19 protein-coding genes are annotated in these 14539 nt (G+C 66.0%); 15 read left to right on the forward strand and 4 right to left on the reverse strand.

The genetic code is table 11. The features are described 5' to 3' along the window. Positions 1-28 precede the first annotated feature (28 nt). The 4 genes from BFL28_RS12125 to BFL28_RS12140 form a co-directional block, all read right to left on the reverse strand. Positions 29-913, reverse strand: coding sequence for a GGDEF domain-containing protein (locus BFL28_RS12125; RefSeq protein WP_066782289.1), 885 nt, complete (start codon positions 911-913; stop codon positions 29-31). Further along, positions 891-1217: a hypothetical protein gene (locus BFL28_RS21255; protein WP_051749592.1), complete on the reverse strand. Its 327-nt coding sequence runs from the start codon at positions 1215-1217 to the stop codon at positions 891-893. The genes BFL28_RS12125 and BFL28_RS21255 overlap by 23 nt, the downstream gene beginning before the upstream one ends. A 98-nt stretch (positions 1218-1315) precedes the next feature. Further along, positions 1316-1648 (reverse strand): helix-turn-helix domain-containing protein, encoded by a 333-nt coding sequence (locus tag BFL28_RS12135; RefSeq protein ID WP_066782291.1) that lies wholly within the window; start codon positions 1646-1648, stop codon positions 1316-1318. A 138-nt stretch (positions 1649-1786) separates the two neighbouring features. Further along, positions 1787-2434, reverse strand: a complete 648-nt coding sequence (locus tag BFL28_RS12140) for a hypothetical protein (protein ID WP_173655737.1) — start codon at positions 2432-2434, stop codon at positions 1787-1789. Between the two features lie 80 nt (positions 2435-2514). Between BFL28_RS12140 and BFL28_RS12145 the strand changes: the two genes are divergently transcribed. Genes BFL28_RS12145 through trbC form a run of 15 tightly spaced genes read left to right on the forward strand, consistent with a single transcriptional unit; the run spans position 2515 to position 14316 of the window. Continuing rightward, positions 2515-2769 carry a hypothetical protein gene (locus BFL28_RS12145; RefSeq protein ID WP_371262956.1) on the forward strand — a complete coding sequence of 85 codons (255 nt, stop codon included), beginning with the start codon at positions 2515-2517 and terminating at the stop codon, positions 2767-2769. 40 nt (positions 2770-2809) lie between these two features. Continuing rightward, a complete protein-coding gene (gene traL / locus BFL28_RS12150) occupies positions 2810-3094 on the forward strand; it encodes a type IV conjugative transfer system protein TraL (protein ID WP_007406330.1) in 285 nt (94 codons plus the stop codon). Continuing rightward, positions 3095-3682: a type IV conjugative transfer system protein TraE gene (locus tag BFL28_RS12155; protein ID WP_007406332.1), complete on the forward strand. Its 588-nt coding sequence runs from the start codon at positions 3095-3097 to the stop codon at positions 3680-3682. After that, a complete protein-coding gene (locus tag BFL28_RS12160; protein WP_007406304.1) occupies positions 3679-4491 on the forward strand; it encodes a type-F conjugative transfer system secretin TraK in 813 nt (270 codons plus the stop codon). The genes BFL28_RS12155 and BFL28_RS12160 overlap by 4 nt, the downstream gene beginning before the upstream one ends. Beyond that, entirely contained in the window at positions 4488-5807 is a 1320-nt protein-coding gene (locus tag BFL28_RS12165) for a TraB/VirB10 family protein (protein ID WP_066760161.1), read from the forward strand. The genes BFL28_RS12160 and BFL28_RS12165 overlap by 4 nt, the downstream gene beginning before the upstream one ends. A gap of 20 nt (positions 5808-5827) precedes the next feature. Beyond that, complete coding sequence (locus BFL28_RS12170; RefSeq protein WP_069320824.1) at positions 5828-6640, forward strand: DsbC family protein; 813 nt, start codon at positions 5828-5830, stop codon at positions 6638-6640. Continuing rightward, entirely contained in the window at positions 6637-7422 is a 786-nt protein-coding gene (locus tag BFL28_RS12175; RefSeq protein ID WP_069320830.1) for a conjugal transfer protein, read from the forward strand. Before BFL28_RS12170 ends, BFL28_RS12175 begins: the two co-directional genes overlap by 4 nt. Positions 7423-7427: 5 nt before the next feature. Then, entirely contained in the window at positions 7428-9992 is a 2565-nt protein-coding gene (traC, locus tag BFL28_RS12180; protein WP_069320825.1) for a type IV secretion system protein TraC, read from the forward strand. Then, positions 9989-10363, forward strand: a complete 375-nt coding sequence (locus BFL28_RS12185) for a hypothetical protein (protein ID WP_007406323.1) — start codon at positions 9989-9991, stop codon at positions 10361-10363. The genes traC and BFL28_RS12185 overlap by 4 nt, the downstream gene beginning before the upstream one ends. Then, positions 10356-11036 (forward strand): TrbI F-type domain-containing protein, encoded by a 681-nt coding sequence (locus BFL28_RS12190; RefSeq protein WP_069320826.1) that lies wholly within the window; start codon positions 10356-10358, stop codon positions 11034-11036. The genes BFL28_RS12185 and BFL28_RS12190 overlap by 8 nt, the downstream gene beginning before the upstream one ends. Next, entirely contained in the window at positions 11020-11613 is a 594-nt protein-coding gene (locus BFL28_RS12195) for a S26 family signal peptidase (RefSeq protein ID WP_069320827.1), read from the forward strand. The genes BFL28_RS12190 and BFL28_RS12195 overlap by 17 nt, the downstream gene beginning before the upstream one ends. Beyond that, positions 11610-12269, forward strand: coding sequence for a type-F conjugative transfer system protein TraW (gene traW / locus BFL28_RS12200; protein ID WP_069320828.1), 660 nt, complete (start codon positions 11610-11612; stop codon positions 12267-12269). The genes BFL28_RS12195 and traW overlap by 4 nt, the downstream gene beginning before the upstream one ends. Positions 12270-12280: 11 nt before the next feature. Continuing rightward, entirely contained in the window at positions 12281-12553 is a 273-nt protein-coding gene (locus tag BFL28_RS12205) for a hypothetical protein (protein ID WP_241527313.1), read from the forward strand. 26 nt (positions 12554-12579) lie between these two features. Next, positions 12580-13563 (forward strand): conjugal transfer pilus assembly protein TraU, encoded by a 984-nt coding sequence (traU, locus tag BFL28_RS12210; RefSeq protein WP_241215474.1) that lies wholly within the window; start codon positions 12580-12582, stop codon positions 13561-13563. A 9-nt stretch (positions 13564-13572) separates the two neighbouring features. Further along, complete coding sequence (trbC, locus tag BFL28_RS12215) at positions 13573-14316, forward strand: type-F conjugative transfer system pilin assembly protein TrbC (protein ID WP_007406318.1); 744 nt, start codon at positions 13573-13575, stop codon at positions 14314-14316. Positions 14317-14539 lie beyond the last annotated feature (223 nt).

Consider the following 14539-nt stretch of genomic DNA (forward strand, 5'->3'; position numbering starts at 1 on the left):
AGGAGCACCCCGGCATGTCCGGTATTTTTCAACAGGCCCGATCCTCTGAGACAGCGTTGGGGGCGAGTACGAGCCCCGCCGAGCATGTCACCTCGCCGATCGGCGTCTCATTCTCGACGCGTTGCAGCTTTCGCCTCGAGAATGCCTTGCGGGCTGCGTTCAGCATATCGCGGGCGGCTTCGTGGTCGCAGTTGTCGAACACGATGGCGATCCGCTTTGCCTCCCAGCGGCCGACCCGGTGCGGCATGCAATGATCCCGCAATGTCTGGCCCAGCGCGCGCAGGACCCGCTCGACGACGCCGATCCCATGAGTCGCCCCGATCGAGGTGACTTGATCGAGCGCAACCAGCGCAAGAAGGGTAGGGCCTTCCCGCCCGAGTGCAGCGGTGAGCACCGACTCGATCGCGATGCGGTTGAGGAGCGAGGTAGCAGGATCGATGTCAGTATCGACGCCCAGCGAGCGTAGGCGCTCGCGGACTAGGGCCGTCTGAAGGCTCATCTGCTTCAACCGCTCTTCGGCGCGCTCTGCCTGGGCGGTCATGCGCGCGACCGCGCTATGGATGCTTCCGTCGGCGGAGACCAGCTCGGCCGCGGTCAGCGTCAGGGTCTTCACGAAGGCATTTGCCTCCTGGGCAGTTGCACCGATGATGTGCATGACCTCTGTTGAGAGCTCGCCGATCGTCGTCGCGGTGCCATGGAGATCCGCTGGTGCCGAAATCGCTCGCACGTCTTCCTGTCGGAGGCGATAACCGCCGTCGATCAGATTGGCGACGGCCATGAAATGGGCCTCGTCAGCACCTTCGAAATAGGTGTGAGCGAAGCCGTAATTCTCGGGGCTGTGCGGCAGTCGATGCTCGTCGAGAAAATCGACAATGGCATGACCCGACTCGTCAGCTGGTGGCCTTTGCCGCATGTCCGTGGTCCGCTGTCTCGTGGTTTGAAGCCTCGGGTTCGGCCAGCGATGGTGGCGAACGGAAGCCCTCTGGCCCTAGAAATTCGTATTTGAGATATCGATCGGAGTCGATGCGCTCGAAAACCGCGTTGATGACAGCTTCCCTGGAGCCGAGGCCCAGACGATCCTGAAGTCGCTCTGCGATCGCTAATGCTACGGGCGACAGCGCCACGGTCGACCGCCGGTACCCCGCATTGTCTTCCCGCTCCTTTTTCAGGCGCATGGACCGCGTGCTTTTTTTGATCTCGGATGGGTCGCTGGGCATAAGCAAGCGTCATTCTGCCACTCGGACGCTTAGCGCAAGGTGATGTGACGGTAAGACGGGGCGGTACATTTCGAGACTGGTAGTGTCGACGACCGACTTCAGCCGGTCAGCCCAGTTCGACCGATGCCGCGTTCGGAGCCAGTCACTATCTCGGGGATGTCGGGATCGGAAAGGATTGCCGAGAAATACTCGAGGCTTTCGGTAACTGCGGTCGCGAACCTCGGGCTGTAGTACACCATCGGCTCGTGAAGGATGTCGACGGCGATATAGGCGCGGACAGGGTCGATCTGCAGGATATCAACAAACTGGTCGATCAGTCGCCCTGTGAAGGGCGTTTGGCCGGCTCGGATTTTGTTGACGAGGCTAAGGCTCTTGCCGAGGCGGCGAGCCATTTCGGCATTTGTCACTTTCTTCAGACGCCACTCAGCCATGAACAACGCGTGAAGACGTTGTTGCCGATCTTCGCAGACTGAAGCCTTTGTAGACTGGTGGTACATACTGCGACCCCCGTTAGGGGTCTAATACGCATCTATCCGTTCACGTTGTCAACCACCGCCACGCAGCGCGATTCATGACCTCTCCGTAAATGTTCCATGAAATGCGGCGAGTAGCCCGATAATGAAGGTGAGCCGAATTGGCGCAAGCGATCCGGATGCGTCGCCAGCATGGGCACGCGCGCGCTGAAACAGGTCATTCTGGTGCATCTGAATGCGTAACGTGACCCGAATCGGACCGGGGATGTCGGCATCTCGCGCCTCGTGAACAAAGGGGGCAGGATCACGGCAAACGACGAAATTCTCCAACCCCTTCATAGAGGTAGCGGAAACAGTCTCAAATCCGCATGTGGCCAATGAATGAATGCGCATCGCATCCACGGCGAGGCGGAACAGCGAGTGATCCACTTTGAAGGTATAAAGCGCCTGGGGCATATCGGACCGTACGACAAAGCGGCGGGTGTCGCCATCGGCCGCATAAAGCCGACCAGATGCGGTACGATGCGTAACCGGATCTCCTCCGGCAAGGCGCATCAACAAATAGTGTAATTTTTTACACTGATCCAAGTCATACCGCCTTAGAATCCGCAGTAGGCGGGGCGTTGTTCCGGGCGACCAAGATGTACTTGGCGCGAGACAAATAGTGTAATTTTTTTCCATCTTGCGGGAGTCAGTTTCTTCCTCCCTTTTAAGGGTGACGCAGCAATCCGCTTCGTCTTTCAAGGGGAAAGAGCATGTCTGCACTTTCAATGCCGAAGGGTGGCCAGATCAATGGCGTCCTTCTCGGCCTGGCGATCATCGCGATGGTGATGGTCCTGGGCGCGTCGGCGGCGTTCGCCGGCGCCGATACGACGTTCAATACCGCGCTGACGAAGTTCACGGACTTCCTCGAGGGCTCGGGCGGCAAGATCATCACCGTCATGAGCCTGGCCGGCGGCATCGTCGCGCTGGCGTCGGGCCGCTTCAGCCTCGGCCAGGTGGCCGTTCCCGTCGCCGTCGGTGTCGGCGCGGGCACGGGTATCCCGATCGTCACCTCGACCGTCACCGCGACGATCTGAGGCGTCGGCTGGATCAACCGCTGGGAGGGCGGCTTAGCTTATGGACCGGTACACCATCCCTTCGCATCTCGACGACCCGGAGCTGATCGGCTTCTGGACGCTGGACGAGTTCCTCGCGATGGCGATCCCCTTCATCTGGGGGATCCTGTCGCAGCACGTCGTGATCGGATTGATGGTCTCGTTGCTCGGATGGTGGGGATTTCGGAAACTCAAAGCCGGCAAGGCCACGTCGTGGATTCTCCACATGGCCTACTGGCACCTGCCGTCGAGTTTTACCGGGCTGAAGGCGACGCCGCCCTCCCACCTTCGCGTGATGGTGGGCTAAATGGATTATTCTGTCGGTCTCGCGCAGTCGCAGCGCGTCCTCAAGCAGCGCAACATGCTCGGCATCGTCGCGCTGGTCCTCGCGGGCCTCGTGGTGCTGCTGTTCCTAGTCGGCGCGACCCGTGACCGGGAGATCGTCCTGCAGCCGATCGTCCGCTCCCCGTTGACGCTCTCGTCGAGCGGGGTCAGCGAGCAGTATCTGGAGATGGTCACGCGCGACACCGCGCTGATGACGCTCAACCGCTCGCCCGAAAATCTCGAATACTGGATGGACTCGATCCTGGCGATCGCCACGCCGGAAGCACATGGTTCGCTCAAGCGCGACCTGATGAAGATCCTCAACGAGCAGCGCGGATCGAGCATCAGCCAGTATTTCACGCTCGCCGGCATGAAGGTCGATCCCGAGAAACTGACCTCGGAAGTGACCGGCACGCTGCACACCGTCGTCGGCTCGAAGTCGGTCACCGCCGAGCCGAAGACCTTCCGCTTCTATTGGGCGTATCGCGGCCTGACCCTCCAGCTCAAGGGCTTCGGGATGGTCACCAAGGCCGACAAGGACGCCGCGGCAACCATCGGAGACGACGCATGACCGCCTGGGTCGCAGTCGGGCTGATCGGGGGCGGGACCGCCTTCGCATCGCGCCTGTGTTCGCTATCGCGCCTGATCGGGGCGGGGATGATCGTGGCGGGCGGCGTGGTCCTCGCCGCGCCGGCCTTCGCCGACGAGCATGTGCTGGCAAAGGACAACAGCGAGGTCGCCTGCACGATGTCGAAGTCGGGGCTGACCCGCGTCAGCCTCAAGGACGATCGCTTCGCCAGCGTCTCGAAGCTGACCACCGGGGTCGATACCGACGATTTCACCGTGGTCAATGAACCGACCCGGGGCGACATCTATGTGTCGGTCCCGGAAGCCTATTCGCGGCCGAACGTGTCGTTCTTCGGCACGACGTCGAAGGGTTATGTGTACAAATTCTCGTGCCGGCTCGCCGGCGACGACGCGCAGCAGGTGTTCGTCGAGAACAAGGATATCGGTGGCGCCGCGGAAACGCAGGTCGCGGCCGTCGCGGCATCGCCGCAGGAGGCGTCCGCCACGCTGGTCCAGGCGATGTTCCAGTCCGCGCCGCTCGAAGGGTTCGAGGTCAGGCCCGCGGTCACCGACCCGGTGATGATTGGCTCGCTCAAGGTCCAGATGGTCGCCGAGTATCGCGGCGCCAGCCTCGCAGGCCGCACGCTCAGGATCGAGAACCGGGGCAAGGTTCCGGTCGCGCTGGGCGAGGGAACGATCGCACCGTCGAACGCGATCGCGGTCTCGGTCGCCAACCCCAACCTCAAGCCCGGTGAAGCCACCACCGCCTATATCGTCACGCCTTCGGGCCTCGCCAACGGAGTGCGGCCATGAGCCTCAAGGACATCTTCCAGCGTAACCGTGCCAAGCAGCTCGATACCGAGCCGGAGGAGGGCGGGGACAGCGAGCTGATGGCCGGCAACGATGCCGTCCGCAAGAAGCAGCTGCTCTACCTCGGCTGTGGTGGCGCCGTCGCGCTGGTGCTGGGCTCCTGGTACGTCATGGGCGACGATGCCAAGCTGAAGCCGGTCGGCACCGACGGGAAGGAGGTGAAGATCACCACCGACGACATGGTCAACCGGAACATGTCGCAGCGTGAATGGCAGGCCGCATCCGAAGCGCAGATGCAGTCGATCAACAATCAGCTGAAGGGCGTCGACGGCCAGCGCGCGCAGATGGAGCAGTTGCAGGCGCAGATCGCCGCGCTCCAGGGCGAGAAGCAGTCGATGGCGAGCGATGGCCAGCGGGTCATGAGCGCCTATCAGCAGGAGAACGACCAGCTTCGCCAGCAGATCGCGCAGCGTAACGCCGCGCCGGCCGCGCCGGCTCCGACGCAGATGTATGGCCCCGGCCAGCCCAATTACCGCACTCCCGGCGCGCCGATGACGGCGGGCGAGGCGGCAGCGGCTGCGGTGTCGCAGTCGCGCTCGATCAAGCTGGTGTCGTTCGAGGGCGGCCCCTCGGGCACCGCGACTCGGATCTCGGGTGGCACGACCAGCTACACCGACAGCCCCAATTACCTGCCGCCCAACTCGATCGCGAAGGCGAAGGTCATCGTCGGCGTCGACGCCTCGGCGGGGGTGCAGTCGCAGACCGATCCGCTGCCGGTGATCCTGCGCATCACCGGCCCGGCGCGCTCGGTCTACCAGAACGGCAAGCTGCTCACGACGCGGATCGAAGGCTGCGTCATCAACGGCGCGGCGCGCGGCGATCTCTCTTCCGAGAAGGTCTATGTGAAGCTGCAGCGGATGACCTGTCCGCAGGCCAATGGCCGGTTCGCGGTGTCGGACGTGAAGGGCTTCATCAGCTTCGCCGGCAAGACCGGCGTGCGCGGCCGTGTCGTCAGTCGCGAAGGCGGGCTCGTCACCCAGGCCTTCATCGCCGGGATAGCGGGCGGGTTCGGGCGTGGCTTCTCGGCCAACACCGACATGCTGCTCCAGGGCACCAACGTCACCGTCAACGGCAAGCGCCAGCAACTCGGCATCGGCGATATCGCCCAGGCCGGGATCGGCAACGGCGTCGCGCAGTCGGCCGACATGGTCAGCAAATACCTGATCGAGCGCGCCGAACAGTACCAGCCCATCATCGAGATGCCGACCGGCATCGATGTCGAGATCGTCTTCCTCGAAGGCGTCTTCATCCAGAACTGAGCCCGGAAGGAGGCGGTCACATGGCAAATACTATCATGATCGGCGCGATGGCGGGGGCGGCGATGCTGCTGACCGGCTCGGCCGAAGCGCCGATCGGCGCGCAGGTCCAGGTCGCGCTGCAGAAGCGGCTTCCCAAGACCAAGGTCGATGCGATCGACTGCTCCAAGGTCGACGGGCTGTGCGAGGTCGTGGCGGGTGCGAACTTGTTCTACGTCGACAAGTCGGCGCGCTATCTCGTCATCGGCCGCGTCTATGACATGGAGACGCGGCAGGATCTGACCGCCGCCAAGCTGCTCGCGCTCAATCCCGATATGCTGGTGGGCGGCGCGGCGAAGGCCAATGCCACGCCCGATGCGCCCGAGGCCGGCGCGGCGCGGGCGGGTGCGCGAGTCACGACCCAGCCCGCCGTCGCCCGCACGCTCGATGTGACGCGGCTGTCGAGCAAGGGTGCGATCGTGTGGGGTTCGGGCACGCAGACGGTCACCGTCTTCTCCGATTTCCACTGCGGCTACTGCCGCGCGCTCAGTCAGGCGCTCGAGACGATGAACGTGCGCGTCATCGAGCGCCCGATCTCGGTGCTGGGAAGCCGCGAGATCGCCGACCAGGTGCTGTGCGCCCGCGATCGTCATGCGGCGGTCCGCGCGGCCTATGCGCAGAACCCGGTCCCGGCAGGCGCGAAGTGCGACACCAGCGGTCTCGATGAGAACGAGGCGTTCGCCAAGGCGCACGGCATCAACGGGACGCCCGTCATCGTCCGCTCCGACGGGGCGGTGATCGAGGGCTTCAAGCCCAAGGCCCAGCTCGTCGAATGGTTGAAGGGAGCCAAGTCGTGACCCGATCCGTGATCCGCCTGCCGGCCTGCCCGGTTTCCGACTATCGCCCGCACGCCCGCGCCAAGCGTATCGCCGCGCTGGCGATGACCGCGAGCCTGGGACTGCTCGCCAGCTGTACGACGCTGGGCACCAACATCTCGGGCAAGTTCGCGTGCGGCGCGCCCGAGGGTGGCAGCTGCTCGCCGGCGACCGTCATCGATGACAAGGCGCTGGCCGAGATCACTGGCGACAGTGGCTATCATCCCGCAGGACCGTACCAGGCACCCGCGCGCAACAGCGGTGGTACGCAGCGGATCGCCTATGCCTCGACGCCGGTGCCGGCGCAGGCGGCGGGGGTCGGGCCGCAGAAGGTCTTGCGGATCGTGTTCCCCTCGCATGTCGACGCGGCGGGGCGGTTCCACGAGACCGCGGTGGTGCAGGCGGTGGTCGACAACGGCCAGTGGCTCGCGGCGACCGATGGCCACGGCTCCGCGCTCGCCGCGACGCAGACGCTCAACGTCAGCCCCGAGATCCTCTCGCAGCTCGGCGCGCCGATCGCCCCGCTTCCCCCGGTGCCTGCCGAGGTCGCCCAGGTCGCCGCCCCGGCAGCGGCCGCAGGTGCGGCGAGCGCGGTCGGCGCACCGAGCGCGGCGGCGGTCGCGGCCGCGCGGGCCAAGGCGCGCGAGGCGGCTGCTGGCAAGGGTGTGCCGATCGCCGCGACGCAAAAGCCGGCGTCGCCCGAACTCGCGTCGAGCACGCCGGGCAACCGTCCCGCGACCTACTCGCCGCGTGTGGAGGACTGATCGTCATGGCGAAGACCGGCTTCATCGCGCGCCTGCTCGGCGATACGCGCGCACCCGACCAGGGCACGCCCTCGCACGGTGCGCCGATGCTGTCGCAGTGGCTGCCGTATCGCAGCTATGACGCGCGGCACGACCTGTTCTACCAGACCGACAGCATCGCGTTCGCGCTGGAACTCGCGCCATTGATGGGCGCGGACGAACGCACCGGCGAGATCATCGCGCAGATGCTGTCAGAGAGCGTCCCGCCCAGCGCGCGGGTTCAGCTGCTCGCATTCCAGAGCCCGCGCGTGGGCGCGCTGATCGCGCAATATGCGCTGCCGCGCTACAAGGCGGGCGGCATCCATCGCAAGATCGCCGAGCGCCGGTCGGCGTTCCTGCGCCACGGCGCTTGGGTGTCGATGTCGAAGGACGGGCCGTTTCACGTCCGCAACCATCGCATCTTCCTGTCGGTCTCGATCCGCAGCGGGAAGGCGACACCCGAGGAGCTGACCGGCGTTCGCGACAGCATCGTCTCGACGCTGCAGTCGATCGACATGCCGGCAACCCGGCTGAGGCCGGTCGATCTGATCGCGCTGATCGACGACATCACCGCGCCGGCGTTCGACGTCTCCGACCACGTTTCGGAATATTCCGACCTCGATCCGATCGCCGACCAGTGCGTGCGGCGCGACGTCCAGACCGTCGTCCAGGCCGATCGCCTGCTGGTGTCGGTCGAGCCGCTGCGCGCGGTGACGAACCTGTCGGGCGAGACGCAATATCAGGAGATCCGGCCCGACACGTTCGACTATCGCTTCTTCTCGGTCAGGAACCTGCCCAACCGCTGGGCACCGTGGGACGTGCAGAAGCTGATCGGCGACATGTTCTCCGACAAGCTGCGCCCGGGGTGCCCGACGCTCACGTCGCTGTGCCTGTGCTACCAGGACGAACAGGCCGCCTCGTCGAAGGCCGGCTACAAGTTCATGCGCACGTCGAGCCTGGCGGACTCGAAGTCGGCGCGGCTGCTCCCGCAGCTGAAGGATCAGAGCCGCGAATGGGAGCATGTCACCCAGGAGCTGCGCCTCGGCAAGAAGCTGGTGCAGGCCTATTATGCGGTCGGCATCATCAGCCCTAAGGGGCAGGGGGACGCCAACGAGCGCACCGTCAAGTCGATGTACAAGGCGGCCGGGTGGGACCTGCTCGACGAGCGGTTCCTCCAGATCATGGCGTTCATGTCGTGCCTGCCGATGACGCTGGGCAACGGGCTCGACAGCGACCTCAAGCGCATGAAGCGGCTGCGCACGATGCTGACCTCGACCGCGGCGAACATGCTGCCGATCCAGGGCGAGTATCTCGGCGGGCATCTGCCGCACCTGATGTTCATCGGGCGGCGCGGCCAGCCTTTCTTCTGGTCGCCGTTCGAGAACAAGGCGGGCAACCACAATGTCGCGGTGTTCGGCAAGTCCGGCTCGGGCAAGTCGGTGGCGCTGCAGGAGCTGTGCGCGGCGTTCGCCGGCGTGGGCGCGAAGATCATCGTGATCGATGACGGCCGCTCGTTCGAGCATATGGCCAAGAGCCTGGGCGGCAATTTCGTCGAGTTCCGCCTGCGCGACGGGTTCAGCCTCAATCCCTTCTCGATGATCGACGAGACGCTGGTGGCGCAGGACGAGGACTATCTCGTCGACGCGCTCGCGATGCTCAAGTCGATCATCGGCCAGATGGGCCGCCACATCGACAAGCTCAACGACACCGAGCGCGGTCTGATCGACCGCGCGGTCAACCAGGTGTGGGAGGCCAAGGGCAGGGGAGGGTGCGTCGACGACGTGATCGAGGCGCTCGGCTCCGACGGCTCGGTGCAGGGCACGGATCTCGCGATTGCGATGTTCCCGTTCTCGGGCAAGGGCACCTACGGCAGCTTCTTCACCGGCGAGGCGTCGGTGGACATATCGAACGCGCTGACCGTGTTCGAGCTCTCGGACCTGTCGAGCCGCGAGGAACTGCGCTCGGTCGTGCTGACTGCGATCATGTTCATGTCGTCGCAGACGATGCGCCGGATGGACCGCCAGATCCCCAAGGCGCTGCTGATCGACGAGGCGTGGCAGATGCTGCGCGGCGGATCGATGGCCGATTTCGTCGAGACCTACAGCCGTACCTGCCGCAAATATGGCGCCTCGCTCATCACCGCGACGCAGAGCCTCAACGACTATTACAAGTCGGAAGGGAGCCTCGCGGCGCTCGAGAACTCCGACTGGTCGGTCATCCTCATGCAGAAGCCCGACACGATCTCGGACTTCCAGAAGCACGGCCGGTTCGACATGGACCCCTATACCGAAAGCCTGCTGCGTTCCTTGAAGCGCAACGGCGCGGAATATTCCGACATCCTCATCAAGGGGCCGGAATCGATGGCGGTCGGGCGGCTCGTCCTCGATAAATATTCGGCGACGCTCTATTCCTCCAGCCCGCAGACCTTCGCCGATATCGAGCATCTGATCGAACTCGGCTGCTCGATGGACGAGGCGATCGAACGCGTCGCCTTCCCCGAGGAATATCGCGACAATCCTCCGGGCGAGCCCTGGGTGGAGGCGGCGGAATGAACGCCTTCACGCACGAGCGCGACTGGCGCACGCCGACGGCGACCGATTGGAAGCGCACGGGCACGCGCGCGATCGGCGACGCCTGCTATATCCTGCTGCGCGTGTCGGGCTGGATGGCGATGACGCTGCTCGCGACCTTCGGCGTCGCGATCCTGTTCTTCCTCATGCTCGGCGACTTCACCGCGCTCGGCTTCTTCTCGCAGGTCGCCAACCTCGGCACGCGCTTCGTCGCGGCCGACCAGGCACGCCGCGCGGCGTTCGGCGACCAGCTGTTCGTCGTGTGGCTGGTCGCGTTCGGCATCGTCGCCGTGACCCGCGTGCGCCTGCTCGGCGCGATCATCACTTCCACGAAAGGCTCCCGTCATGGTTGATGTTCTCGATCGTCCCGAGGCCGCGTCCGCGGCGGTGCAATCGTCCGCCTCGGCCCCGGCACCCCGTGAGGACGCAGCCGGCGCGGCACCGCGCCGTCCGGTCGCGGACAAGGTGGATCGCCGCAAGCCGCAAGGCCTGCCCGTCATCGCCTATGTCGCGGTCGCGCTGGCGGTCGCGGTGCTGCTGTGGGGGGCGTGGGTGACCAAGCATCTCCTGGCCCCGCCGGCGACCGTGCCGATGGCGAGCGTGCGGCTCGAAGGCATCGTCTCGGAATATGTCCAGGCGCAGAGCCACAGCAACGGCCAGCCCCAACAGGTGGCCGCGCAGACCCAGGCCTTCATGTCGGCGCTCGACGACGAGATGAAGAAGGTCGGCGCGAGCGGCACCACCGTCCTCGTCGGCGAGGCGGTGCTGTCGAAGAACGTCCCCGATATCACCGACCAGATCCGCCGCGCGGTCTTCGCGCGCGTGCCGCTCCCCGCGGCCGCGCCGAACGCCCCGGCAGGTCCCGCGGTCGGTGCGATGCTCCCACCAGCCTCCGGGACCGTCGCGCCGGCCGCGCCAGGGACGGCGGTCCCGACCGCTTCCCCGTTCGGGCCTGCGCCGGTCTCGCCGGTCGAGGCGACGATCACCCAGTCCGCGCCGGGAGGGGTCGATGGCAGCGGCAACTGAGGCGCTGGCGCGGGTCGGTCATGCGGCTCCCACGGCGGTTGACGTCGCCGGGGACCGCGCGGCCCGCAAGGCGCTGATCGTCAAGCGGGTTCGCCAGTGGAGCGCGGTCGCGCTGCTCGGGATCGTGTGGGGCGGCTACAACTCGATCGCGGCGTGGCGCGAGACCCACGCCTTCATGATAAACGCCAGCGAGAGCCTCCCCAACTGGGCGTTCTTCATCCAGCGCGGCCGCGTACCCGCGAAGGGCGACTATGTGTTCTTCGCGCCGCCCGAGGGCGAGCTGGTGCGCCGCCACTTCGGACCGGATTCGGGACCGTTCGGCAAGCGCGTGATCGGCGAGGCCGGCGCGCTGGTCGAGCATCGCGGGGAATGGGTCTATGTCGACGGCGTCCGCGTCGCCCACATGAAGCCGCGCTCGCGCTTCGGCGAAGTGCTGACGCCGGGGCCGGTCGGGCGCGTACCCGAGAGCTGCTATTATGTCGGCACCGCGCACCCCGACGGGTTCGACAGCCGCTATGGCGAGATCGGCTTTGCCTGCGCGAAGCAGATCATCGGCACCGGGACACCCATCCTGTGATCCGGCGCGCGGGCCTTTTCGGCGGAACGCTGGGCGTGGCGCTGGTTGCCTCGTCGTCCTGGCCGATCGTGCAGGGCGCGCTCGCAAAGGATCACGGCGTGATGGGCCAGACCTGGGCGATCGCCGAGCCGGATCTGCTGGCGACGATCGACACCAGGCTCAAGACGCTGCAGGCCAATGGCGGCATCGAGCGGATGCAGACCGCGCTGCGTGAGAAGACCGAGGAGCGCGTGCGCAACCCGATCCCCGTCGCCGGCATCGGCGCGGTGCGCGAAAGCCGCAGCTGGACGTTCGACCCGACGATCGTGCTCGATCAGGATATCCAGGACCAGAAGGGCCGGCTCGTCGCGCGCGCGGGGCAGCGCGTCAATCCGCTGTCGTTCGTCGCGATGAAAACCGACCTCGTGTTCATCGACGGCCGCGACGATGCGCAGGTCGACTGGGCGCTGAAGCGGTGGACCGCGCAGAATGCCAAGATCATCTTCGTCGCCGGCTCGCCGTTCAACCGCATGGGCGAGAAGAAGCGCCGCTTCTTCTTCGACCAGCAGGGCAAGCTCACCAGCCATTTCGGGATCGCGCGCGTCCCCGCCGTGGTCGAACCGGCGGGGCAATTGCTCAGGATCAGCGAGATCGAGATGCCGGGAGCGGGCGCATGATGTGGCTCGACATGCTCAGGACGCCTATGGCCGCGCCCGAGACGCCGGCCCTCAAGGCGATGCGGCGCGCGATCCTGTGGTCGGCGATCGCGCTGGCGATCGCCATCTGCGCGTTGCAGCCGCTGCGCGCGGTGCTCGGCGCCGGGGCAGGGGGCGCGCTTGCCGGACTGGTGCTGGCGCTGGTCGTGCTGGTGCCGGTCTATGTGATCGCCAAGAACCGCGCCGATAACGCCTACCTTGACGCGAGCCTCGCGGCGCAGCCGGACGCGGAGGGCGCGGCGTGATCCGCCGCCTGCTCACCCTCCTCGGCATGATCGCCGCGTTCGCGCTGCTGCCGGCGCCGGCGAGCGCGCTCCCGGCCAACTGCACCGGCAAGTTCGTCAACCCGATCACCGACGTCTGCTGGTCTTGCCTGTTCCCGCTGTCGGTGGGCGGCGCGCATATCTGGCCGGGAAGCCGACCCGACACCAAGAACCCGAGCCTGCCGGTCTGTGCGTGCGGTTCACCGATCCCGCGCATCGGCATCTCGATCGGCTTCTGGGAGCCGGCGCGGCTCGTCGATGTGACCACCAAGCCGTGGTGCTTCCCGAACCTGGGCGGGCTTCGCCTCAATCCGGGGCTCGATATCGGGCAGGGGCAGTATACCGGCCCGCTCATCAAGGGCGGTTCGACCCAGGCCAGCGCCAACTGGCAGGCGCATTACTACGTCTATCCCTTGCTCTACTGGATGGAGATCCTGACCGACTTCCTGTGCTTCGAGCAGGCCTCGTTCGACGTAGCCTACATGACCGAGATCGATCCGCTCTGGAACGATGACGTGCTGACCACGCTCATCAATCCCGAGGTCGCCTTGTTCAACAATCCGATCGCGGTCGCCGCCTGCGCGGCTGACTGCGTCGCGGCGAGCGCGAAGCTGCCGATCGACCCGATGTTCTGGTGCTCAGGCTGCAACGGCTCGATGTTTCCGATGAACGGCAACATCGCGGCGCACAATTCGCCGGTCCAGTCGTCGCGTCTCGCGGCCGAGCGACTCCTGTTCAAGATGCACCGGCAAGGGCTGGCCTGGGGCACCGCTGGATCGAAGGCGCTCTGCAACAAGTACGTCATGCCGATCCTGAAGAAGTCGCAATACCGCATCCAGATGACCAATCCGACGCCCACGGTGAGCGGCAAATATGCCTGCTCGCCGATCGGCGCGACGACGCTCCCGCCCGACGCGGGCCGGGCCTTCCCCGTCAAGGGCGAGGACTTCGGCTACCTGCTCTGGCGCAAGCGCAACTGCTGCATGCTGTGAGGACCTGACATGAAGAAGTTCCTCCTTTCCGCGCTCGCTATCGCCTCGGTCGGCACCGGCTGCGCGGTTCTCGCGCAGACCGTCGAGGGGCTCGACCTCGACGCGATCCGCGCGCGATCGGCGAAGTCCGAACAGGACGCGACCGCGCTCGTGAACGAGGTCGAGCGGCGCGGCGACGCGTTCCGCAAGGATGCGCAGACCGTGCAGGCGGTCGCGCTGGAGCAGATGCGCACGATCGACAAGGCGAGCCTGCCCAGGGGACCGGCGGGCGCGGTCGACTTCGACGAGATGATCCAGGCCGCCTCGGCCAACCTCAAGGAGAACCAGGGCACCGCGCCGCAGTTCATGGTGTTCGTGTCCACCTCGATGCCCGAACAGGCGCTGAAGCGGATCATTGCCGATACCTCGGCCGCTGGCGGCGTCGTGGTGTTCCGGGGCTTCCCCGGCAATTCGGGGAAGGCGTTCATCGCCGCGCTCTCCAAGGTGGTCGAGAAGGACCAGCAGTTCGCCTCGATCGGGATCGACCCGCGCCTGTTCCGCGCGTTCGATGTGACCGCGGTTCCGACGATGGTGGTCTCGTCGAGCGACTTCACGCCGTGCGACGGCCTCACCTGCAAGACGACGCCGCCTCCGTTCGATCGCATCGAGGGCAACGTCACGGTGCGCTACGCGCTGGAGACGTTCGCGGGCGAGAATGGCCCTGGCGCGCTGGTCGCACGGACCGCGCTCGCCAACCTCGGCCGGAATCCCTGAACCATGCGGGGGGGCCGTATCCTGATCGGTCTTCTGGCGCCGGTCCTGGCAGCGCAGGCGCTCGCCCAGGTCCAGTCGACCCAGCAGGGCCAGCAGGGCGTCGGGACCGGGCATTTGTAGACCTTCGTCGTGACCTGGCACGGACCGGACTGCGGATCGTCGAGGCACTCGTCACGCAGGAAGGTGCATTTCCCGCCGTTCTCCAGATCGCTGCAATCGGACG

This window comes from Sphingomonas turrisvirgatae (assembly GCF_001721295.1).
Lineage (GTDB): Bacteria > Pseudomonadota > Alphaproteobacteria > Sphingomonadales > Sphingomonadaceae > Sphingomonas > Sphingomonas turrisvirgatae.